Source organism: Pareuzebyella sediminis (assembly GCF_008367235.1).
Lineage (GTDB): Bacteria > Bacteroidota > Bacteroidia > Flavobacteriales > Flavobacteriaceae > Pareuzebyella > Pareuzebyella sediminis.
This window is the reverse complement of the sequence record NZ_VTZS01000004.1, coordinates 83747-107145: the sequence shown is the minus strand read 5'-3', so window position 1 is coordinate 107145 and position 23399 is coordinate 83747. Positions and strand designations below refer to the sequence as shown.

The window sequence follows — 23399 nt, the reverse complement described above, 5'->3', positions numbered from 1 at the left end:
AAGCAATTGAAGCATCAGCTATGATGTTTAATATATTCAGTCGGAGACATTCCCGCAATGGACTTGAACTGTCTGTTGAAATTAGAAATGTTGTTAAAGCCCGATTCATAACATACCGATGATATCGAATTTTTTCGCTCTATCAACAACTTACAGGCATAACCTATTCGAATCTCGTTCAAGTACTTGGTAAAGGTCTTACGGTGAATCCGCTTGAAGAAGCGACTGAACGCAGATGGGTTCATATGCGCCACTTTCGCCACATCTTTAGAATGGATCGGGGTGTTGAAGTTCTTGAAAATATAGGAGTAGATCTTATCTAAATTTTCATTTTCAGGACTGTTAAAAGAATTCACAAAACCAGAACTAGAGAGCAAACGATAGTTCTCATGGCGCGATAAGCAATGAAGAATTTCTATGAAACGAACCGCCTTTTCAAATGGAGCTAGCGACGATAACTCCTCAATTTGCTCAATTACTCTTACATGCAAATCAATGAATTTGACCCCTTGTTCGGCACGATTGAACAATTTCGATATTGATTGCATTTCGGGCACTTTGATAAACCCGGGGCCCATAAAATCTTGAGTGAAATGTACAGCAATAGCTTCGGCAACCAGATCCGAATTTTCTTGAAAATACTCCTCATCGTTCAGCCACATATGTGGCAGGTTTTTACCGATTAAAACGACCTCACCTTCTTGGAATTTTTCAATACTATCACCGATAAAACGGGTGCCCGTACTTTTTCGTATTACAACAAGCTCTAATTCAGGGTGTTGGTGCCATACTTTCAAAAAATTGGGATAACGGTTCTTGCTTACAGTAAACGAACTGTGTTTTGAACTGGCCCTATCCAATAAATGAAGTTTCATCTCACCATTAAATTTAAGGGTAAATTAACAATTTTTAATACAAAAAGTAGCAGAAAGGATTAAATTCACTTTTTTCGGCAAAAAAAACATCAAACTCTGCATAATTTTTGGTAGGTTTTAACAAAACGCTCTGCTATTTTTGCTTTTCTAAAATTAATTTGCCTTGAAATGCGTGGTTCTTAAATCGTAGTATTGGCACTATCTTAAAATTTCGACTAAGTCATTTGCAAAACTTCAACAATCACAAAAAAGTCTTAACCTAAGTCTAATCTCAAACAAACTCATCAATTATGAAAAAACGAAAGAAGTATGGGAATCCCAGACGAGGCATTCCTAAAGTCGATTTTCGCAAGGCACTCTTGACACTGTTCGCTGCCTTCCTTTTTGGTTCGGCCCAAGCCCATGTGTCAGTAGCAAAAGCTTTGGAATCGGCTATACCGATGGGCAACCCGATCGATCAAACCGCAGTTTCAGGAACGGTCACTGATGAAGATGGTGTGCCCTTGGCCGGCGCCACGGTATTAGAAGTAGGCACCACAAATGGAGTGTCGACCGATTTTGACGGCAACTATTCCATAACGCCTACAGGTGATTCGCCAGTACTTGAAATATCGTACATCGGATTTGCCACTCAAAGTATTAATGTGAACGGCAGGGCTACCATTAATGTAACCCTTAGTGAAGATGCCAGTGAACTTGATGAGGTCGTCGTCACTGCCTTGGGCATTAAAAAGGATGCCAAAGCACTTGGCTATTCCGTAGCCAGTGTCGACAATGATCGAATTCTTGCCAGTGGTACGCCGGTGAATGCTTTACAGTCGCTATACGGTACGGCTGCTGGTGTTGCCGTAGCTTCTACCGCCACGGGGCCTTCAGGTGGTTTCAAAATCAATATTCGAAATGCGGTCTCCTTTGATCAAAACTCGACCACGCGCCCTTTAATTGTTGTCGATGGTATTCCGATCCATGATGAAAATTCAAACATTAACTACAACGGTAGAACCGGTAGGGATAATGGAACCGGTATCAACGATATCAACCCCGATGACATCGCCTCGATGCAAATCTTAAAAGGCGCCAAAGCTTCCGTACTCTACGGTAGTGAAGGGGCTAATGGCGTTATATTGATTACGACTAAAAGCGGCTCAAGAAGTAAGGGACTTGGAATTTCAGCCTCTCTGACCACCTCCTTGGAAAAAAGTGCATTTTTGACTGAATTTCAAGACATCTATGGTACAGGACGTAGCCCCAGTGTTTCGGCCACGGATGATCAAGGGTTCTATATCAATGAGAACGGCGAAAGGGCGTTGGACATTGCAGGGCAAGCTTTCGGACCTAAATATGACCCCAGCGTAAACCTTCGCTGGTGGGACGGGTCTATTCGACCATGGCAGCCGACCCGAAGATCGGTCAATGACCAACTTTTTCAAACAGGCCTTCAACGTACGGCAAACGTATCGGTAAGCTCAGGTGGGGAAAGAGGTTCTGTACGTTTTTCCTACACCAACATGGCCTATACCCCGATTATTCGTGGAGCCAAATATGATAAAAACACCTTCAGTTTCAATGCGTCTTACGATGTAAACGACTATATATCTTTGAAATACGTAGGCAATTACTATGTAACCAGTAATTTAAACTCTGCTTACGCAGGATCTTTCGATGCACAAGGGGCACGATCTGAATTGGGTGCCTACTCCAGGGATATCGATGTCGACCTCATACGAAGCGCTTTGGTGACCGAAAATGGATACAACTATTTTCAGAACCCGGACCGTCGGCAAAATTTTATATCGAACGGACGTGCTTCCGTTGTAGGAACACTTTGGGATTGGACACAAAATGAATCTGATTTCAACCGTATTCACGGTATTCAGTCTTTGACCATGGACTTGACCTTTAACGATACCTTTAGCGCGACGATTTTAGGGGGTCTTGATAATACCACCGAACGTAGTACCTATAAAGGAAAATTAGAAGATCCAAGCTTAATCGGACCCAACAGTGGCTCCGTCTTTAGAGATCAAAACCGTATCATTAGAAAAACTTATGGCCAAGCCACCTTCAATTTCAACACCGATATAAACGACTTTAATATCTCTGGTTTCGTTGGAGGTGTTATTCGTGACAATTATCTTGAAGTACGAGGTGCAGAAACCATTGGCGGTATGGTAATTCCAAATTTCTTTTCGTTCTCCAACCTCCCCTCCGGAATTAATCCGACACCCATCATCGATAACGGACATGATATTCTTTATGGTGTGCTGGGCTCACTTCAGTTAGACTGGAACGATCAAATTTTCATTGAGGCCCAAGCCCGTAACGACTGGTCATCTATTTTACCTCCTGATAATAATAGTTATTTTTACCCTGGGGTAAGTGCTACATGGATTGCATCTAATTCTATCAATATGCCAGCGGCCGTAAAATTCTTGAAGCTAAGAACTTCATGGGCAGATGTTGGTCGACCCGGCCCGCTATATTTCAGTAATGTCAACCTAGGGGTTTCCCAGTCGGGCAACGGCTTTATTTTATCCCCTCCGAACGACCTACCACCGATCGATGAGAATTTTGTGCCGAACCTACAACCAGAGCGTAAGCGTGAATTCGAAGTAGGGCTTGAAGGCTATTTCTTCGAAAATCAACGATTAGGATTTGACTTTTCGGTCTACCATGCCAACACCTATGATCAGATTATGCGAGTTACTGCGCCTCCCGGACTTGGTGTGAACAGTGTACGAATTAATGCGGGTGACGTCGCCAATACGGGTTGGGAACTTGCCTTAAAAACCAAGCCGCTCTACAGCGAAGACTTTCAATGGAATCTCGATATGACCTTTGCATCCAGTAAAACACAAGTCAGAAGACTTGACGGAGATCTCACTTCGCTTTCTTTATTTGGAGGTAATGGACTCAACATAGTGGCCGAAGTCGGTGGTGAATATGGTCTAATCGTACAGCAACAGGGATGGCAGAACTATATCAACCCATCAGATGACAATGACCCGAACAACGGTGAACGTATCGTTGATAGAAATGGTCAGCGTTATAGCTACAGCAGGTCGAGTAACCGAGTAGTAGGTAAACTTTTGCCAGACCTTACCGGTGGGGTTTTCAATAGATTCAACTATAAAAACTTCAGCTTGGTCACCAATATCGACTATTCGTTCGGTGCAAGTTTCATCAATGAAGCAGAAACCTATATGATGGCTGCGGGTGTTTTAAAGGAAAGTTTACCCTATCGTGACGCTGCAACCGGAGGTCAAGCCTATTACTTGAATACGGACGGGCAAAAGGTCGCTGGTTCTAATCCTAGTGGCCCTACCTATAACGATGGTGTGCTTTTATCTGGAGTCTATTCTGATGGAACACCCAACAATCAGATTTCATCAGCGCAAGATTACTACTATTCGTCCTACTTTTCGAACGGGTTCTTCCCTGAAGACCGCTTGTTCAAGAGTGATTATGTAGCCCTAAGGAATGTTTCGTTAGATTATAGGCTTCCCGACCTCTCCGAGCGAATAGGGCTGAGCAATATCGTGCTATCTGTATTTGCCAACAATCTTGCTTATATTTATAAGGATGCTCCAAATACAATTCCGGAATCATCAAACGGTACGGGATGGTCCGATGGGGCCTTTGGAACGACCGCGCTTCCTGCGCAACGGTCGTACGGAATTTCGGTAAAGGCTAATTTATAATTAAAAAAATAGTACTATGAAAAACATATTTTTAAAATCGCTATTATCGTGCTTGATACTGCTGGGTTCAACGAGCTGTCAAGACGAGCTTACAGATTTATATCAAGATCCCGATGGCTTTTCGAAAAGCCAGGCTGATGAGGCCGGTGTAAGTATAATCGCCGGATATTTCACCTCACAATTAACCCGTGGTTTTTTATTGCGCGGTGATTATGGTTCGCACTACCATCAATTACGTAGCGGATCGCGCGTGATGGGCACAGGGGTTCAATTATATTATAATGTTAAGGAATATGGTATTCCATATGCCCTAACCGACGTGGAGAACGATTGGGGATCCAATGGATTTAACCGATCGGTTTTCAATGCCTTAAATAGCCAATGGGTAAAGCAGATTTTGTGGGGTCAGAAAGAGTTCAATAGAATTCCAGAGGATGAACGCACCACGCTTGACGTACTTTACATGCGATTATTACACGTATTGAAGGCCTATGCCTATCAACGTGGTATCGATGGATATGATGAAGTTCCGTATTTTCAGACCGGATCGGCAGGAGCTCTTGACGGTGACAAAGCTGAATTTTTGGGACAAGAGGAAATCTATCCTATCATCATCGAAGAACTAGGAGAAATTGAAGATTATCTTTCAACCGTTGAACTAGATGCAAGTCAACAAGCCTCCTTTCAAGCCCAAGATGTTATCTTCGACGGTAATCTATTACAATGGCGTAAGTATATCAATTCATTGAGACTTCGCTGGGCCATGACCGTGAGCGAGCGATTACCGGAGCTTACCACGTCTACGATCAATGAGCTGAATGGCAAACCGCTTTTCGACCAGGCCATGGACGTCGCAGGTTTGGCCGATATCGCAATAGTCGAACCCAACCGTTTACAGGTTGAATTGGGAATCACCCGGTCCTTTAGAGAACGTTCTGACGAATGTCGCGCTCCCAAACGCTTTTTGGAAGATGTAATGCATTGTATTCCCACGGAAAAAAGTGTCGTTATCGATGGCCAAACCTTATACTATTTTGATGGCGATAACTCCGAAGAAGGGCTTGCCAATGGCACTGTCGACCCGAGGGTAGCCTATCTTTTCTCTAAAGATATTATGGGCAGGTATGTCGGTGCAGAAACTTCTTGGGATAACGGAAGTGATCCAAACAGCTACTTTAGCAAGGCCATGAGAGGCTATTATATCAACCATCCGATCATGACCGATATCAATGTCACCGAAATAACGTTCGGTAAAGAAGGATTTGAGCACACTATTCGATTGAGTGACGAAGCGGCCGCCAGTCTTTCAGGGCGCGAGGCATTTCTTTTCAACGCCTTTAGAACTTATTGTGCCCAGTACCAAGATATCAACTGGACCATCGGTACGGATAGAAATATGATTTCCGAGTACAATGTGCGACCACAATATAATTTTGATATCCGATACCCCACCCTTCATGCCGTGGAGACCGAACTTTCCCTAGCGGAAGCAGCAGTACGGGGCTTTGGAAATGCCGGGTCGGCACGTGATCACTACAAGAAGGCTATTGAACTATCTTGTGCTTATTGGTATTCACAAAATGTGGACAACCAATATTCAAAACAAACCACGCCTTCTTTCCCTAGCAACATGGATCAATCAAGAATCGATAGGGATAGGCCCTCCGAACAGTACAACGCCAGTGCTTACGCCGAATTTGAGGCCCAGCGCTTTGACGGACTAGGTCCTGAGGAGAAAGTGAGGTCGATTTTCAACCAATTACAATTGCACTATAACATGTTCAACTTTGAAGTGCCTTGGACCTCTGCGCGTCGTTTGGTGAAATATTTAGGAGACAACCCCGGTTCTCCTTATGAGATTTTCAAATGGAAAGAAAGATTCCTTTACAACCCGAACATTCAAGCAACCGATCCCGAGGTGTGGTCTAGAATAAGCCAACACGATAACCCTGATTTACCTATTTGGTTTACAGGGAGGGATACAAAGTGGAAAAACGTACTTGAATAAAAAGAAATTTTACCCATTTATAAAACGATGCAATGTGCTTAAAAACAGCATCTGAAATTCAAAGGGCACATTGCATCACATTCAAAAAACTACAAATTTTTAAAAAATGAAAAGGATACTTTTTTTAATGCTCGTTTTAGGAGCCATAGTGTCTTGCAGTAAAGACGATCAGGGCACCATCGTAGGTACGGCAAGTGCAGACGACGGTAATGTCGTCTCTGGTATTACAGTAAAATTGTATACCGAAGACACCCAACTTATAATGGATACCAATACTGATGGCGAAGGTAGCTTTTCCTTCAGCGGGCTTGACGCCGGTAACTACTACATAGGGGCTACCACAGTCATTCGCGATACGGTCTGGGATACTGGAAATACCCCTCAAATCGTATATGTCGGAGATGAAATCGAGAAAGAGGTGGCACTGACCCTTACCAAAAAACAATAATGGGTCGATCCTTATTGGAAAAAATCCAAAAAGTAAAAGTTAGTTGAGTTAGTAAAGAAACGGTCGGTCGCCAAATGCCGACCGTTTCTTATTTTGAAGAATTAGCGACTCTTTTTGACAGCAATTTTACAACCAAAATAAAATTTCTTGCCCTTACGTATCGAAATCGATTTATCTTTACTCTATCGTCCTTGCAATCAGAGACATTCACCAAACCAAATAGAATTAAAGGTCACCCTATCATGAAGAGTCTAAAAAAACGACCAGAACTCAAAATAGTTTCCCTCCTCTGCCTAATCCTCATTACTGCTATATCCTGTAGTAAAAAAGAACAAAAAATATTGGTATTTAGCAAAACTGCAGGTTTCAGACACAGTTCTATCGAGGCGGGCGTAGAAGCCCTAAAAAAATTGGTAAAAGAAAAGGCAATCCACGTCGTTTCGACGGAAGATGCCAACTACTTTGAAGAGGATTCCCTCAAACAATACAAAACGGTAATTTTTCTAAATACGACCCGTGATGTTTTGAACGATGTTCAACAAGCCGATTTCGAACGGTATATACAAGCGGGAGGAGGGTTTGTAGGCGTGCATGCCGCCACAGACACCGAATATGATTGGCCTTGGTACAATCGCTTGGTAGGGGCAATTTTCGATGGCCACCCAAGGATACAAGAGGCTGAACTTCATATTGTACGAACCGATCATGCAGCTACGCAACAGATGGATTCTCTGTGGATAAAAAATGACGAGTGGTACAACTTCCGAAACATTAATCCAGATATCAACGTGCTGATTAACATTGATGAAAACAGTTATGAGGGCGGGACCAATGGTGAAAACCACCCAATTTCTTGGTATCATGAGTTTGATGGGGGACGTGCCTTCTACACAGAAATGGGGCATACAAACGAAACTTTCGAGAACCCACAGTTCATGAAGCACCTATGGGGCGGTATTCAATATGCCATGGGAGATGCCGAACTCGACTATTCAAAAGCCACTACGGACCGGGTACCTCCCGAGGATCGCTTTGTAAAAAAGGTGCTCGATTTTAACTTGAACGAGCCAATGGAACTTGATGAACTTCCAGGTGAGGGAATTCTTTTTGTGGAGCGTAGGGGCGCTTTAAAACTCTATGATTTTGACTCTGAAAATACTGAAACCTTGGCTCAACTTGATCTTTTTTATGGTAACGAAGATGGGTTATTAGGTATTGCCGTTGATCCAAACTACTCCGAAAATAACTGGATTTATTTCTTTTATTCGGTAAAGGGCGATGAATCAAAACAACGTATTTCACGTTTTACGCTAAAAGACAGAGTACTGGATTTTGACTCCGAAAAGATATTGCTCGAAATCCCTACCGATCGCCATTGTTGTCATAGTGGCGGAGCTTTGGAGTTCGGCCCACAAGGCAACTTGTTTATAACCGTAGGTGACAATACGAACCCCTTCGAATCTTCAGGTTTTGCCCCAATCGATGAAAGGCAAGGCCGAAAGGCTTACGACGCGCAGCGTTCGGCAGCCAACTCCAATGACTTACGAGGTAAAATATTGCGCATAAGACCCGAAGACGATGGTACCTATTCCATACCCGAAGGAAATCTTTTTCCGAAAGGAACACCCAAAACCCGACCTGAGATCTATGTCATGGGTAATAGAAATCCTTTTAGGCCATCGATCGATAGTAAAACGGGCTATCTCTATTGGGGCGATATCGGTCCCGATGCGGGTAAAGCGGACCCCAATAGAGGCCCCAGCGGAATGGGAGAATACGATCAGGCACGCCAAGCTGGTTATTGGGGCTGGCCCTATACCCGTGGCTATAACGAACCCTATAACGATTTTGATTTTAGTACCGAAACTTCAGGACCAAAGTTCGACCCCGATCATTTGGTCAACGACTCTCCGAACAATACAGGTATTAAAGAACTACCTCCGGCCCAGAAATCATTGATTCCAATGACCTACTATCGCTCGGAAGAATTTCCTTGGATGGGAGAGGGAGGCATCAACCCTATGGCAGGCCCGGTATATCATGCCGCCGACCATCCCGATGCAAAAAATACCTTTCCCGACTATTTTGAGGATAAATTGTTTCTATACGAATGGATGCGTGATTGGATTTATGTCATCACCTTAGATGAGGACCAGAACTACGTAAAGGCCGATGCTTTTATGCCCCATACTGAATTTTCACATCCCATGGATATGATATTTGGCTCCAACGGCAACCTTTATATCCTCGAGTACGGTCAAAAGTGGAATTCACAAAATCTGGATGCACGTTTGAGCAGTATTACATACTTGCCGGGTAACCGTGAGCCCGTAGCCCAAATCGAAAATGATAAGGCCGTAGGTGCCGCCCCCCTTACCGTTCAGTTTTCGGGAGCGACTTCTTTTGACTACGATAGTGATGCGTTGACCTACGACTGGTTTTTCGATTCGGATTCATCGCAATCTTCAGAAATCGACCCTACTTTTACCTTCGAAAAAGAGGGTATTTACAATGTTCGGCTTAAGGTTACCGATGCGAAGGGCAACACAAATACCACATTTACCAAAGTAATGGTAGGCAACGATCCGCCCATCTTGACCCTTCAGGTCGCCAATAATGATTCGATTTACTGGAGCGGTAAAACCATCGATTATAAAATACTGGTCACCGACAAACAGGACGGTACAACCCTTGATGGTTCCATTGATCCATCAAAGGTCAAGGTCACCTTTGATTACATCCCAGAAGGGAAAGACATCGTTAAGGCCACGATAGGCCACCAAAGAAATATTGTTCCTGAAGGAAAACTACGTATCGAAGCTTCTGATTGCAAGGCCTGTCATGGCATCAATGAACAAGTGAATGGCCCGAGTTATATGGAAATCGCGAAAAAATACACCTCTGAAGATACAGGCTATCTCGTATCCAAAATCATCAAAGGAGGAAGTGGCGTATGGGGAGAAAGGGCAATGGCAGCACATCCTCAACTAAATATTGAGGAAGTTAGCCAAATGGTCGATTACATATTAAGCCTTCAAAAAGACAACAAGGCCAAGGACAAGTCACTTCCCTTACAAGGTACGCTGACCTTTGATCAACACCTTCGCTCACAAGGGGAGGGAACCTATATTCTTATGGCTTCCTATCGCGATAATGGCACCCCCGCACAACCGAACTCTGAACTTACGGCCAATGAACAATTCATATTTAAAAGTCAGAAGCTGGAAGCAGAGAACGCCACCGAAATTACCGAGGGTACGGGAATATGGAGCACCAATTACTCTAGGGTCGTAGGCCCATTGGTTCACAATTCTTATTTAAAATTCGATGGCATCGACTTCAAAAACCTTAAAAATCTAAAGTATGCCACTTTCTTCAATTCGAATTATGATTTTGAGGGTACTTTGGAAATCAGGGAAGGATCACTTGACGGTCCGGTGATCGGAAGCCAAACTTTGCAATATGAGGGAGACGAAAAAACGGCATATTATACGATTCCCGTTACTCCCAGTCTAGAAAACGGAGCCTTATACCTGGTTTTTAAAAATCCTAAAGATGAGCTACATAACATGGGCCATGCCGACTGGATATCTTTTGATTATAATCGGAAATAGCCATTACCTTTGGCTTTTACCAAGCCTTCTTATCTTCGCATAAAAAAGCGATTATGGTGACAAATACGAAACTAGCGAATGCTTTCAAGTATTTTGATGAAGCGAATAGCAAAGACCCGAATACTGAAACGTATGAAGGTAAAATCTATCCAAAAGAGCTGTTATATGCCTATCGGATGACGGAAAAACTGAACGACTTCGCACCTAATGCACCAGAGGCCGTACACCTCGCCGCACGTTGCCAGCACATTTGCCGATGGGAAATACCACGGGATTCGTACGACATGAATCGTGTGGGGTACCTAAAATGGAGACAACATTTAAAAACCTATCATGCCAAAAAAGCTACCGCCATACTGCAGAAAGTAGGTTATGATCAAAACATCATCGACAAGGTTGTTTTTTTACTAGAGAAAAAGAAACTTAAAAAAAATGAGGACACCCAAACCTTGGAAGATGTAATTTGCCTTGTATTTCTCGAATACTACTTCGAACCTTTTGCGGCCGAGCATCCCGATCAGAAAATCGTAGACATCCTTCAAAAAACTTGGCGTAAAATGTCACCTAAGGGTCATGATACGGCGATGCAATTACCTTTATCGAAAAAATCAAAAGACCTAATAGCCTTGGCACTCAAGGCGTAAAATTTTAATCAGGTTAAGCAATGGAACGGAACGAACTTTACCCTATTTTTCTAAAGGCAGCAAACCTGCATATATTAGTCGTCGGTGGCGGAAATGTCGCATTGGAAAAATTAACCTTTCTACTAAAATCGAGTCCGAATGCCCAAGTGGAAATGGTGGCGCCTATGTTCAGGAAAGCCACGGAAGAAGTCGCCAAAAAACATGGGTTTCACATGAATATTGATGCATACAAACCTAAATACCTGACCGATAAACATATCGTTATAGCCACAACCGATCAGCCATCGGTCAACGAGCAGGTGTACGTCGATTGTAGGGAACGCAGTATTCTGGTAAACGTTGCCGATAACCCACCGCTATGTGACTTTTATATGGGGGGTATTGTAACCAAGGGCAATGTCAAAGTCGCCATCTCTACCAATGGCCAATCACCGACAACTGCGAAACGACTACGTCAGTTTTTTGAAGAGGTGATTCCGGAAAATATTGACGATTTGGTGAAAAACCTCAACGCGTATCGTAAAACCTTGAAAGGCGATTTTGAAGAAAAGGTCGAAGCACTTAACGAGTTCACAAAAGGTCTGATAAACAAAAGTGATAACGATTAAATACCTATAGCCCCGCAAGCCCTCTTTATTGTACCAAGGTAGCACGAATTCCCTTTTCGAGGCCCGAAAGTTGGGCCAGGCCCAAGGCCCGTCCGATCAATGAATACCCCGAATAAAATTCGGACTGTCGCTTTTTGTCGTCCAGAACGACATGCCCGTGATCAGGTCGCATCGGAATGGCCACAATACCCCTTCCACTCTCGAACCGCTTTTTTTGTTCAAGAACAATTGCCTGCATAATTTCTTCCATGGGCAGCGAACCGTTCAAGTGGTCGGATTCGTAAAAACTTCCGTCCTCACCACGCGTAACATTTCGAAGATGAATAAAGTGAATCTTGTCACCGAAGTCATTGATAATTCGAACCAAGTTGTTGGCCGAAGCTCCTAGTGATCCCGAACAAAAGGTAAGACCATTGCTTGACGAAGGGCAACTCTCTAGTACAAATTTCAGTTCCTCATAAGTAGAAACGATACGGGGTACACCAAAAACGGAAAATGGGGGATCGTCGGGATGTATCGCCATCTTCACCCCTAGTTTCTCCGCTTCGGGAATGACCGCTTTCAGAAAATAGGCCAAATTACTTTGAAGTTTACGTTTGTCGATCTTTAGGACGGTCTCGTGATTTTTTCTAAAATCTTCAAGGGATATCAACGTTCGGGAACCTGGCATCCCCGCCAATATGGCCTGCTCCAATTGTTTTTTTCCTTTCGTGTCAAGGCTTTCGAAATAGGCTTTGGCCTTTTCAAGCATAGGAGTATCATAGGTGTCGGCTAGATTTTCCCTTTTAAGGATGTAGCTATCGAAGGCAGCTGCCGCCACGGGATCGTACCTCAGGGCCGACACGCCACTTTTCAATTGGTAATCCAAATCGGTCCGCGTCCAATCGATGAGTTGCATAAAATTGTAGCATACCGTATATATTTCATTTGCAGCCAGATTTTTAAGGGTCTGTATGTAATTTGAAATATAGGCATCACGTTCGGGAAGGCCGTATTTTATGGCCGTATGGATATTGACACTCTCCACGACAGTCCATTGCAAGCCATGTGCTTCGATTTCATTTTTTAGGGAGGCAATCGTTTCCTCGGGCCATACCTCGCCCACAGGCACTTGTTGACATGCGGCTACGATGCCCTCAACTCCTATTTGTCGTATATCATCTAAGGTAACGCCAAAAGTTGGCCCGAACCAGCGGAATGTTTTTTGCAAATAGTCCATGATCAAACGCCTGAGAACGAATTAAACCCGCCATCGACATCAAAGATTGCCCCCGTCACAAAGCTTGACGCATCACTGAGAAGAAAGTGAACCGTGCCATTCAGTTCGGAAGCATCACCAAATCGCCCCATGGGAGTTCCTGCCAATATTTTTTGACTCCTCTCGGTATAGGAGCCATCTTCGTTGATCAGTACCTTCCTATTTTGGTTGCCGATAAAAAACCCTGGGGCAATGGCATTTACCCTGATCTTATCACTAAACTTCGACCCCAATTCCAAGGCCATCCACTTGGTAAACATTTCTATTCCGGTTTTGGCGATGGAATAGCCCAAAACACGCGTGATGGATTGTTTTGCCGCCATAGAAGAAATATTGACTATCGAACCATGACCTTGTTTGGCCATTATTTCCCCTAAAACCAAGGTAGGCAACACCGTACCGTACAAGTTAAGATCAATCGCACTTTGGGTATCCTTAAACCGAATATCGAAAATGCTTTGACCAGGTTTAAGGGTCGCTTCGGGCACGTTGCCGCCCGCTAAATTGATCAGCCCGTGAATGGCGCCCACCTCTGATACAATCTTTTGTTTTAATTCCTTTAAGCTATCTTCGTCCATTAGATCGACCAAGTAGGTGATCGTATTCCCTTCAGCAATACGTTCTAATTGCTCTTTCTTTTTTTTCAACTTTTCGGGCGACCTCCCCAGTAAGACCACTTTGGCTCCATTTTCAACCAAATAGTCTGATATTGAACCCCCTAGCGCACCTGTGGCACCAGATAGCACATAGCATTTATCTTCAAGCGAAAATTGATTTTTCATGGCCAATTATTCTTTTGCCTTCTGAAGCGCTTCTATTGTAGTGTAATATTTAGTGATCATATTCGGAACTTCCCAACTTGGCAGCTCTCCCTCTTCGAAATATTTCAAAAAGTTTTCGGTTACTTGCCCAAAATGTGCTTCATGACCTATTTTAAAGGTATCAGGAATAGTAATTCTCCATTGAGAACCGGAGATTTTTTCGGCACTCGTACCAGGGAACTGTTGTGAAATTTTATTTGCTAGTGCCTGATTTAGGGCCCCTTCGAATCCTTCTGGATCTTTGGCTTCAATATAAAGAACCGGTTTGTAGCCTTCCTCTTCTCCTTGTTTTATGATCAAGTTACTCTTGGTTCCACGCATTATACTATAATGGGTATCCCCTGTTCCTTCAGGGGCCTGATAGTTCCAAATAACGGATACTTTAGCAACCTTTCCCTTTATTCTATAGGTCATCTCGCCATTCGAATAGACATACAACTTACCGTCTTTAATATCCTTTGAAAGGTAGTCGGGAAATTCGCCAAGTCCTGTTACTTTCTCAAACTCATCTTGGGTAAGCACAGTAGGCCATCGACGGGCATTTATCATCTCAATGTCCGTAGTATCGATTTGCTGTCCTGGAAATGCCTCCCATTGTACCAAATCGACCAAATGGGTGGTCACATCGACAATGCCCTCGCCTTCTTCCTCAACATCGAAAAACCATGCCGGGCGTACCAAGGGCTGCCCTGATACATACTTAAAAAAGTGGTGTACACTCTCTTTGCTGATGGCCGGTTCATCTGCCGAGCCTTCGACCAATTCCCCAAAGATTTCCGGCATCGTCGAAAACAGCTTTTGCATCATTGTGGTCGATTCAAAACGTTCTGTCATGATATCGTAAATCAAGACATTATTCTCTTTGGCGATTTTAAAGGCCTCTTTAAGCTTCTCAAAACCCTCTTTGTTGATAACTAAGGGTTTGTCGGCATACACATTGAGCCCAGCTTTTACTGCCGCTAAGATATAGTCTATTTTTTTTGAATTCTTACCGGCAACCACCATAACGTTGCCCGGCTTCTCAGCTAGCATTTCTTCTACATAATCGTCGCCGAAGAACTTTTCGACTTTCCAATGGGACGGTGCTTCGTCTCGTGTATTGTAGGCTTCGATTTTATTGAGAAAATCTGCAACCTCCGGACCCTCAGGTGCGAATACATAAGTTGTGGAATCTACTTGACCATACATCTTTTTATGCACCAGTGCAGCATGAAAATGACCAGGGTCCAAGGTCATGAACTTTACCATTGATTTCGATTCAGATTCCGCTGTCATATCCTTTTTTTCATTCTTCCCTTTTTCCCCACATGAAAAGAGCAGGCAAAAGGCCATACCAATTACACAATTTTTCATTTCTTCCGTAGTATTTCCATTAAAATTAAGTTCAGCCTATAAGACCCGTCGTATCGAGACATCAATAGTCACCAAAGCTTATTGTTGAGATTGCCCAAAAGACAGTTTCAAATATAAGCATTAGGCCTAGGAGGGCATATCCCCTTTTCAAAAAAACACCTCCCTTTTGTCAAAAGGAGGCGCTGTAAGTCACATCTCAATTCACTTTATACTTTTACATAATCCGTTCCGTAGGGTTTGCGTTGCGTACGATGTAGCATAGCATTTGCCTCATCATCGTTTATAAACACTTCATTTTCATTGTCCCACTCCAACTTTCTGTCGAATTGCATGGCTATGTCACTAATAAGACAAATAACGCATGCTTTGTGGCCCTTTTCAATAGGTGAGATCGGCTGCTCTTTTGTTTTAATGCACTCCAGCCAATTGCCGTGTTGATCATCGATTTTTTCTAGGTGAATCTCATTCTCTCCAATGGTAGACTTCAATATTTCGGGATCTGAAGCATTCAGGGCCTTTGCACTTTTTTCCTGATCTACAGGATCACTAGCGGATGCTTGATAATCCCCTCTGGATACAAATATCCATCCATCCTCACCAATATACTTTATACCATTAGTATAGCCACCACTGGTGTATACGGTAATTCCGTTATCATATTGATGCTTTACAAAAAAGTCACCATGAACATTCCAAAGGCCTGATTTTGGAAATTCGGCCAAGGCCTCTACCGAAATCGGTCCGGTCAATTCCGTATCCATACCCCAGGCAGCCGAATCATAATGATGTTGCCCCCATCCGGTAATCATCCCGGCCCCATAGTTACGTATACGTAACCAACCAGGCCTACTGTATCCATCCTGAGGATGCACTCCTATTTCAGTATAAGGCACTTCTGGGGTGGACCCCAACCACATATCAAAATCCAAGTTAGAGGGTACGGGCATAACGGGCGCTTCAGGTCCGGCAGGGTCGCCCGGCAATCCTATTTTTACGGTATGAATCTTTCCGATACGCCCATTTCTTACAAGTTCGGCAGCGACCCGAAACTGCGGCATGGCGCGTTGCTGGGTGCCGACCTGAAGAATGACCCCCGTTTTTTTGATGACATCACGTAATTGTTGTCCCTCACGAACGGTCAACGAGGTAGGCTTTTGTAAGTAAATATGCTTACCGGCAAGGGCCGCCTCCATAGCAGGCTGTGAATGCCAATGATCAGGAGTACTGATGACAATTGCATCAAGATCTTTGTTCATGAGCATTTCACGATAGTCACTATATACTTTCGTATTGTCGTAACCATCTTTTCCCGTTTTCTTTTTGTAAAAATCATCGACCAATACTTTGGCGTCATTCGCACGTTTGGAATCAACGTCACAAACGGCCAAATACTGGGCCTGATCAAATCTTATAGTATCGTGAATATCATGCGAACGTGCAATTCTACCACAACCAATCTGGCCAATATTGATCTTATTACTTGGGGCATCCTTGCCGAGTACACTAGCCGGTACAATCGATGGGAACCCGACCATAGCAGCCGTACCCATTGCAGTGCGATTGATAAACTTTCTTCTTTCCATATCTACTACTTTTACTTATTACTTATACCAATTTTGGGTTGTTCCGCAAAGGACTGCCAGTATGACTCGGCCTCATCGACAGTAAGATAACCATCAAAAACTATCATTCGATACTTCAATCCATATTTTTTACCCGGTTCAATTTTCCATTCTTCATGCCTTATCGGACAAAATTCGAAAAACATATCTCCTCTACCTCCATTGGCATCCAAGGGCCATATTCTCATGGGTTCAGGATGCATTCGATTATCAGGATGACTCAAAAACAAAATTCCGCTGCTGCCCGTACTATCTGATGACTCTCCCATAACAATACACCATCGGGCATTGCTGCCGTCGGCAGTGGAGCGGTCTTTACCTTCGGAGGTAAGTACAGTACAGTTATCGGCTTTCCAACGTTCAGTAAACCGCAAACCAATGCCACCCCCATACCGATAGGCTTCAAATAGAATGCCATTCTCGAGAGGCGAGCTAAAAGTACTAATATAATCGAACATATACCGGTCTGGTCTCCCCAAGTTCCACAAACGTACTTGTAATGTTTCGTTAAGGGCTACTTGAGGCTGTTCTTGTATCTTGAAATCAATATGCTCTTGGCTTGCAGTGAAGGAGGTAAATACATTTCCTGAAGCTGAATTTTCAAACGATTTGAAAAGCACAGTGCCCATACCTTCACCAAGATTCCAGAAATCAACTCGCTCCCCATCGATTTGGGTATGGGTCCATGGACCCCATAACCCATAATGATGATAATGGTCAGGAGGCTGAATACGGGTCAAGGTATCACCGCCGAGTGTAGTTATAGGGTGGATATAACCAGATTTTCCATATATGGAATCAACGCCCTCGGGCGGATAGGTCATTTCATAGCGATAAGAAATAAGGGGCTTGTCATCATAGGTCAATTGCAAATTCCCTTTCTCTTTATGCTCGGCCAAATAGGTGTTCTGCCTGATGGTAGGCACACCGTTTTCAATACGATATTTATACTTCCCAGCCCCTTCATCATGCGAATTGACAAACCAAATTTTCTGACCGGAAGCATCCATCTGAAAAGGCACCTCCACGGATCTACCATCGCTCTCTTTCACAAGTACCATTGGCTTTTCGACATTTAGCCCGGCCGCAATAATCCTATCGATGTCGATTGCCACAGGTTCGGACGTAGAAATTACGTTGCTGGAATCGATCTCGAAGTAAAAAGATGTCTTATTCTCACATGAAATAAGGGTAATCACAGTCAAAAATAAAAATACAATTCGCATTAAAGGCAACTTACTTAGCAACGACATTTACTAAAAAACAACTCAAAGAACTCCCTATACCTAATCTACATCGGGAATTGTAGTTAGCGGGGGAACATTGCTCTCGGCGCCAGGATATCCCTCATTTTGATTTATATGGCCTTGCGTATTCGCGTTAATGGCCGATGCGGGAACGGGCCACAATACGTGGTACGGACTCATGGTATATTCGTCACCGTGAATAGTTTTAAGCCCAATATTATAGAAGTCGGTAACTTCCATTATTCTATCATACCAAAAATTCTTTTGGGAAAAATTATCAAGACTATAGCTCTGACCATTGTATGCGGTCTTGCCGGTCTTGGCGAAAATGAATGCAATACGGGTCAGTTCCGTCTTTCTGTTCTCTTCGTAGTACAATTCCCGTGCCCGCTCATCAAGAATATAGTCGATATTCACCTCTGCCGCAGTAATCGGATCAGCTTTGGCTCTCAGACGAACCGCATTGATATCGGCGGCAGCGGCGGCAAGATTGTCTTTCCAAAAATAGGCTTCGGCCCTCAAGAGATAGGTCTCTGCCAAACGGTATACATACCAATCGCCATGCCCACCAGAAGGTTTTACCGCAAGTGGATCATCGACATAAAGTTTGTAATGGGGAAAGTCATACCAATTGCGAATAGTATCAGAGCACAGCGGTGTACCATCGGGAAGGTAGAGTTCTAAATTTTCCCCGTAATACGGGTTGCCAGCATCTTTCAAACTGGGCGCATTGTACAACATATCTTCCATTTCTACCCAATTGCCATCCTTAAAACGTTCGTCGTTGTTGGCATTATCCCAAATCTGTTCGGTACTATAGGCGGTTCCCCTATTTCTTCCGATACCGCGCCCATACTGCAATACCTGATCGATTTCGATACCCGGATTATCCGACATCCCATTCTGGCCATCTGGTGTATTTATAAAGCGCCACCAAAGGGGTACGGCCTGTCTCATTATACTTGTTCCCCCACCGAAATCACCATTGTCTTCATAACCAAGTCGGTCGATCACATTGAGTATCGCCTCGGTATTTCCCGGTATGCTTTTGTTCTCCACCTGATGTAAATCCCAAGTGACATCTTTGGTAGGGTCACCCGCATCTACCCCGAACCTTTCTGTCATTAGCGCATAACCACCACCATCTATAACAGCTGATGCAGAAGCTATGGCTTCATCAAAATCACCGAGTGCCAGATTGACCTTGGTCAATAAATGTTGTACTGCAGCCCTGTTCACATCTCCATTATTGGCCGTTTCACTAACCATGGGTACTGCCCTGTTCAAATCTTCTTTAATTTTTTCGAGTATGGTCTCTCGGGACGTACTTACAAAATCCAATCTCGGACTGGTCACCTCTTCCAAAATAAGAGGAATATCACCAAATTGCTGGGTCAATCTGTAATAACGATACGCCCTATGAAAAAGAGCCCTACCCAATATATCATTTTTCTGTGCCTCACTTTCAAATTCTGCATCGTCTAACCTTCCGATAACGGTGTTGGCATATTTGATGGCCTTGTAAAACTCTTGCCAAAACCAACCTATTCTGTTCGTATTGGCGCTGTTTAAATTTGCATCGGGTAGAATGAGCAGATTTAAGTCCTGGGCAGGGCCTGATTTATCTGTCGTACCTTCAACGGACACTTCTGAGAAAACGTTTTCAGTAATCATAGGTGCCCCATCACCGTAATATTCAGCCCTAAGATTTCGCATCGCTTGTGACAGAATGCTATTCAAGCCATCTGGCGTATCAAGTGCGTTACTTGGTGTGAAAAAAGACTGTGGTTCTGCATCTAAAAATTCTTCCTCACAAGAGGTAAGGAATACGGCCATTAAGCAGACCGTACTAAAAATGGCAAGTATACGATTGTTCGGATTATTTTTCATCACTTTTTTTTTTATTAAAGACTTAAATCTATTCCAACTGTGAAAAATCTAGGAGTGGGCTGCCTCGGATCGGTATTTCCATCGGCATTTCTCCCGTCAATATTGGTCGGTTCGGGGTCATAAAAATTCCAATCTCGAGCCCATACTGCCACATTTCTTACATTGGCATATAGTCTTAAATTTTGAACGGATAGTTTTTCAAGCATCTTTTTTGGAAACCGATAAGCCAATGTAACATTGCTTATACGTATAAAAGAGGCATCACGATAAATATTGAAATTGGAGCTACCATCACTGGAAAACAAACGCGCATAATCGTTCAATGGATTATCCGGGGTCCAATAGGGTGTTTGTACCGAATTGGTCCGGTCGATGAAACCGTTTCGGTTCTTAGCTTCGTTAAAAACTCTTTTCTGCCCCCAATTGGAATACATTTCAAAGGAAAAATCAATATTCTTGTACAAGGTAAAATTATTGGATAAACCCCATGTATATCGAGGTGATCGGTATCCTTGAAAGACATTATCCTCAACTGTAAAATCACCGCTGTTATCTACGTCCCTAATTTTCCAATCCCCAGGAAAAACTCCATATTCTGCGGCCTCGGCCGCTTCATTCTGCTGCCATATTCCAATAGCCTCCTGACCCCAGATCACATCTGTAGCTTCACCAATAAAACGTTGGTTGGTAATATCATCTAGTTCATTGCCGTTTTCATCGAGATCACCATACAGCTTTCTTATCTTGTTTCGGTTCATGGAAAAGTTGAAGTTGGTAGACCACTGAAAATTATCTTTGTTGAAATTTCTTGTCGATAGTGTAAACTCAAGCCCTTTGTTTTCGATTTCGCCTAAGTTGGTGACCACATTATCAAAACCGATAATATTGGGCAATTGGCGGGTTACGATCAAATCATTGGTGATATTTTGATATGCTTCGATGGCACCCTCTACAACTCCTCCTCCCAGACTAAAATCTAGCCCGAGGTTGGTAGCCTTGGTTCGCTCCCATCTTAAATCGGTATTCTCTTGGGTTCCGTTATCAAAAGTTGGAACTGTAATTACATTACCTCCGGAATCAACATTCAAGTATTTTTGGGCATTTAAACGAGATAACGCCGTATATCTACCAATATCCCTATTCCCATTCTCCCCATATGAAAGACGTAATTTCAAAAAGTTGATGAATTGGGAATTAAAGAAATTTTCGTTCGAAATCGTCCAAGCCCCCGCAATGGACGGAAAATAAGCTCTCTTATTATTCTGTCCAAAAGCTGAATATCCATCTCTACGGGTAGTAATGGTCAGCAAGTATCGTGAGTCGTAACTATAGTTAAGCCTTGTCATTACGGCATCGCCAGTACTCGTCTCATCTTCACTATCCACACTCTGTACAGCAGCCAACTCTAAAGCGCTGTAACCCAAAGCATCACTTGGCTCAAAGGTATTCGCCCTTGATCGCGTAAAGAAGCTATTATATTTTTCACCGTATACTAGCAACATTAAATTAAAGGAGTGTTTATCGATGGTTTTATCCCATCGTAAGATATTATCTATCTGCCATTCGTTTATTTTGGTCACCGACCTTTCTGCCGAGCCTACGGCATTTTCCGGACTTAAGGAAGAAGAGTGATTGTAATACTCCCTAAACTCGAGACGATGGGTATACCCTAGCTCATAGGAAAAGCCTAAAGGCAATTGCACCTTGGCATAAACCCTACCATTAAAAGTGTGGTCAAGATCAACCCTATCATTGAACATCTGATCTATAAAGGCATTCGTTGCCCCTGCCCCACTATCGTCTTGTGGACTCAATCTAACATTTCCTTCATCATCATAGAAGGAACCCCATGGAGAAGACGTATAGATTTGTCCACGATCCGCAGGAATAAAGCCTTCGTCACGCTTGGCAAACTGCGTATTCATACCCACGGTAAGCCAGTCGTTAATTTTCGCATCTAGATTCAAACGAGACCTAAGCGCTTCGAATTTCTCCCCTTCATAGATACCTTCGTTGGAGGTTCGGCCAATGGACCAATAGTAGTTCAAGCCACCGTTCCTACCTGATATACTGGTATTCAAATCGTTTCGTAAACCTGTACGAACAATTCTGTCGTACCAATCAATACTTTGGCCTGCTAGATAATTTCCTATTTCAACATCTTGAAATCCTATTCTGTTCAACCAAGCACGTGTAGGGTCTCCTGCAGAACCGTCATAGGCCAACCATTGTTCCAAGGTCACACCGGAAGGTAAGTTTTCGGGATTGTCATATCTTCCGGGATTGTCGATCGTATTTTGCGGATTTATACTTTTAAATACATCACTTCTCCAATTCACATATCCATCGGCACTGTAGGGAAGTTCTTTATAAGGATCGGTAGCAAAGCCTACACTCGTATTGATAGTAATTGTGGGTTTATCGCTTGTTCCCCTTTTGGTTGTAATGAGAATTACCCCACTAGCACCCCGGGCCCCATATACGGCAGCGGAACTTGCATCCTTCATGATATCAAGTTTATCGATATCGGAGGGTGCAATATCTGAGAGGTCACCATTAAAAATCATTCCATCTACCACAATAAGCGGACTAGAACCTGCGGTAAGACTGTTATTCCCACGAATACGTATTTGACTTGTTCCTTTTGGATCGGCCGAAAGACCAATATTGACCCCCGCCACATTTCCTCGTAGCACATCGGTTACCGAGTTTGTAGATTGGTCGGAAAGCTCCGCCGCGTCGACCTGCGAAATAGCACCGGTCAAATCTTTCTTCTTGACCGCGCCATACCCGACCAAGACCACTTCATCAAGCGTTGAAGCACTAGGCACCATGGAGGCATCAATAACGGAATTACCGGCAACAGGTATCTGTTGTTCCGCATAGCCGATATAACTGATGACCAATACCACATTTTGATTGGAAACTTCAATGGAATAATTACCATCAAAATCGGTTGACACCCCATTGGATGTACCTTGTTCTACGACAGAGGCACCGGGCAAAGGTGCATCGAACTCGTCGGTAACCGTACCGGTAACCGTAAAACCATCTTGGGCAAAGCCCATCAAAGGCATCATGAATATAAGCGTTAGTAAAAAGAGTAAAGACTTGGGAATTCGAATGGTCTTCATCAATGAATTCATAATTAAGTGGTTTAGCATATGGTCAGTATTATGTTAGAGAAACGTTAACAAACCTAAACCAAAAAAAGTATCCATGCAACCGATTGCGAATAAATAGTCAATAAAAAACCAAAATTTTATAATTATTATAGATTATTGTACGCTTATTTATACAATTATTATCA

At 43.3% G+C, this 23399-nt stretch carries 14 protein-coding genes; 6 read left to right on the top strand and 8 right to left on the bottom strand.

Translation table 11 applies throughout. From position 1 onward, the window contains the following. Nucleotides 1–14 precede the first annotated feature (14 nt). Complete coding sequence (locus F2B13_RS14590) at nt 15–875, bottom strand: AraC family transcriptional regulator (protein WP_149304532.1); 861 nt, start codon at nt 873–875, stop codon at nt 15–17. 290 nt (nt 876–1165) lie between these two features. On the opposite strand from F2B13_RS14590, the gene F2B13_RS14585 reads away from it, so the two are divergent. The 6 genes from F2B13_RS14585 (at nt 1166) to F2B13_RS14560 (ending at nt 11898) form a co-directional block, all read left to right on the top strand. Further along, on the top strand, nt 1166–4576 hold the full coding sequence (locus F2B13_RS14585; RefSeq protein ID WP_149304531.1) for a SusC/RagA family TonB-linked outer membrane protein: 3411 nt from the start codon (nt 1166–1168) through the stop codon (nt 4574–4576). A gap of 16 nt (nt 4577–4592) precedes the next feature. After that, a complete protein-coding gene (locus F2B13_RS14580; protein ID WP_149304530.1) occupies nt 4593–6584 on the top strand; it encodes a SusD/RagB family nutrient-binding outer membrane lipoprotein in 1992 nt (663 codons plus the stop codon). A gap of 106 nt (nt 6585–6690) precedes the next feature. After that, the gene (locus F2B13_RS14575; RefSeq protein ID WP_149276518.1) at nt 6691–7032 is read left to right on the top strand and encodes a carboxypeptidase regulatory-like domain-containing protein; all 342 of its coding nucleotides are present in this window, start codon (nt 6691–6693) and stop codon (nt 7030–7032) included. Nucleotides 7033–7274: 242 nt separating this feature from the next. After that, nucleotides 7275–10646 carry a ThuA domain-containing protein gene (locus F2B13_RS14570; protein ID WP_198440140.1) on the top strand — a complete coding sequence of 1124 codons (3372 nt, stop codon included), beginning with the start codon at nt 7275–7277 and terminating at the stop codon, nt 10644–10646. Nucleotides 10647–10699: 53 nt separating this feature from the next. Beyond that, nucleotides 10700–11290, top strand: coding sequence for a DUF4202 domain-containing protein (locus F2B13_RS14565; RefSeq protein WP_149276516.1), 591 nt, complete (start codon nt 10700–10702; stop codon nt 11288–11290). Nucleotides 11291–11310: 20 nt separating this feature from the next. Then, nucleotides 11311–11898 carry a precorrin-2 dehydrogenase/sirohydrochlorin ferrochelatase family protein gene (locus F2B13_RS14560; protein ID WP_149276515.1) on the top strand — a complete coding sequence of 196 codons (588 nt, stop codon included), beginning with the start codon at nt 11311–11313 and terminating at the stop codon, nt 11896–11898. A gap of 25 nt (nt 11899–11923) precedes the next feature. Here F2B13_RS14560 and uxuA read toward each other — a convergent pair whose 3' ends face one another. From uxuA to F2B13_RS14525, 7 genes are all read right to left on the bottom strand, one after another. Then, nucleotides 11924–13108, bottom strand: a complete 1185-nt coding sequence (uxuA, locus tag F2B13_RS14555; protein WP_198439842.1) for a mannonate dehydratase — start codon at nt 13106–13108, stop codon at nt 11924–11926. Between the two features lie 11 nt (nt 13109–13119). Then, the gene (locus F2B13_RS14550) at nt 13120–13938 is read right to left on the bottom strand and encodes an SDR family oxidoreductase (RefSeq protein WP_149276513.1); all 819 of its coding nucleotides are present in this window, start codon (nt 13936–13938) and stop codon (nt 13120–13122) included. Between the two features lie 6 nt (nt 13939–13944). Then, nucleotides 13945–15330, bottom strand: coding sequence for a putative oxidoreductase C-terminal domain-containing protein (locus tag F2B13_RS14545; protein WP_149304528.1), 1386 nt, complete (start codon nt 15328–15330; stop codon nt 13945–13947). A 206-nt stretch (nt 15331–15536) separates the two neighbouring features. Then, nucleotides 15537–16913: a Gfo/Idh/MocA family protein gene (locus F2B13_RS14540; RefSeq protein WP_149276511.1), complete on the bottom strand. Its 1377-nt coding sequence runs from the start codon at nt 16911–16913 to the stop codon at nt 15537–15539. An 11-nt stretch (nt 16914–16924) separates the two neighbouring features. Next, on the bottom strand, nt 16925–18178 hold the full coding sequence (locus F2B13_RS14535; RefSeq protein WP_149304527.1) for a DUF6807 domain-containing protein: 1254 nt from the start codon (nt 18176–18178) through the stop codon (nt 16925–16927). Nucleotides 18179–18238: 60 nt separating this feature from the next. Next, entirely contained in the window at nt 18239–20089 is a 1851-nt protein-coding gene (locus F2B13_RS14530; RefSeq protein ID WP_149304526.1) for a RagB/SusD family nutrient uptake outer membrane protein, read from the bottom strand. 14 nt (nt 20090–20103) lie between these two features. Further along, nucleotides 20104–23235: a SusC/RagA family TonB-linked outer membrane protein gene (locus F2B13_RS14525; protein ID WP_198440139.1), complete on the bottom strand. Its 3132-nt coding sequence runs from the start codon at nt 23233–23235 to the stop codon at nt 20104–20106. Between the last annotated feature and the right edge of the window lie 164 nt (nt 23236–23399).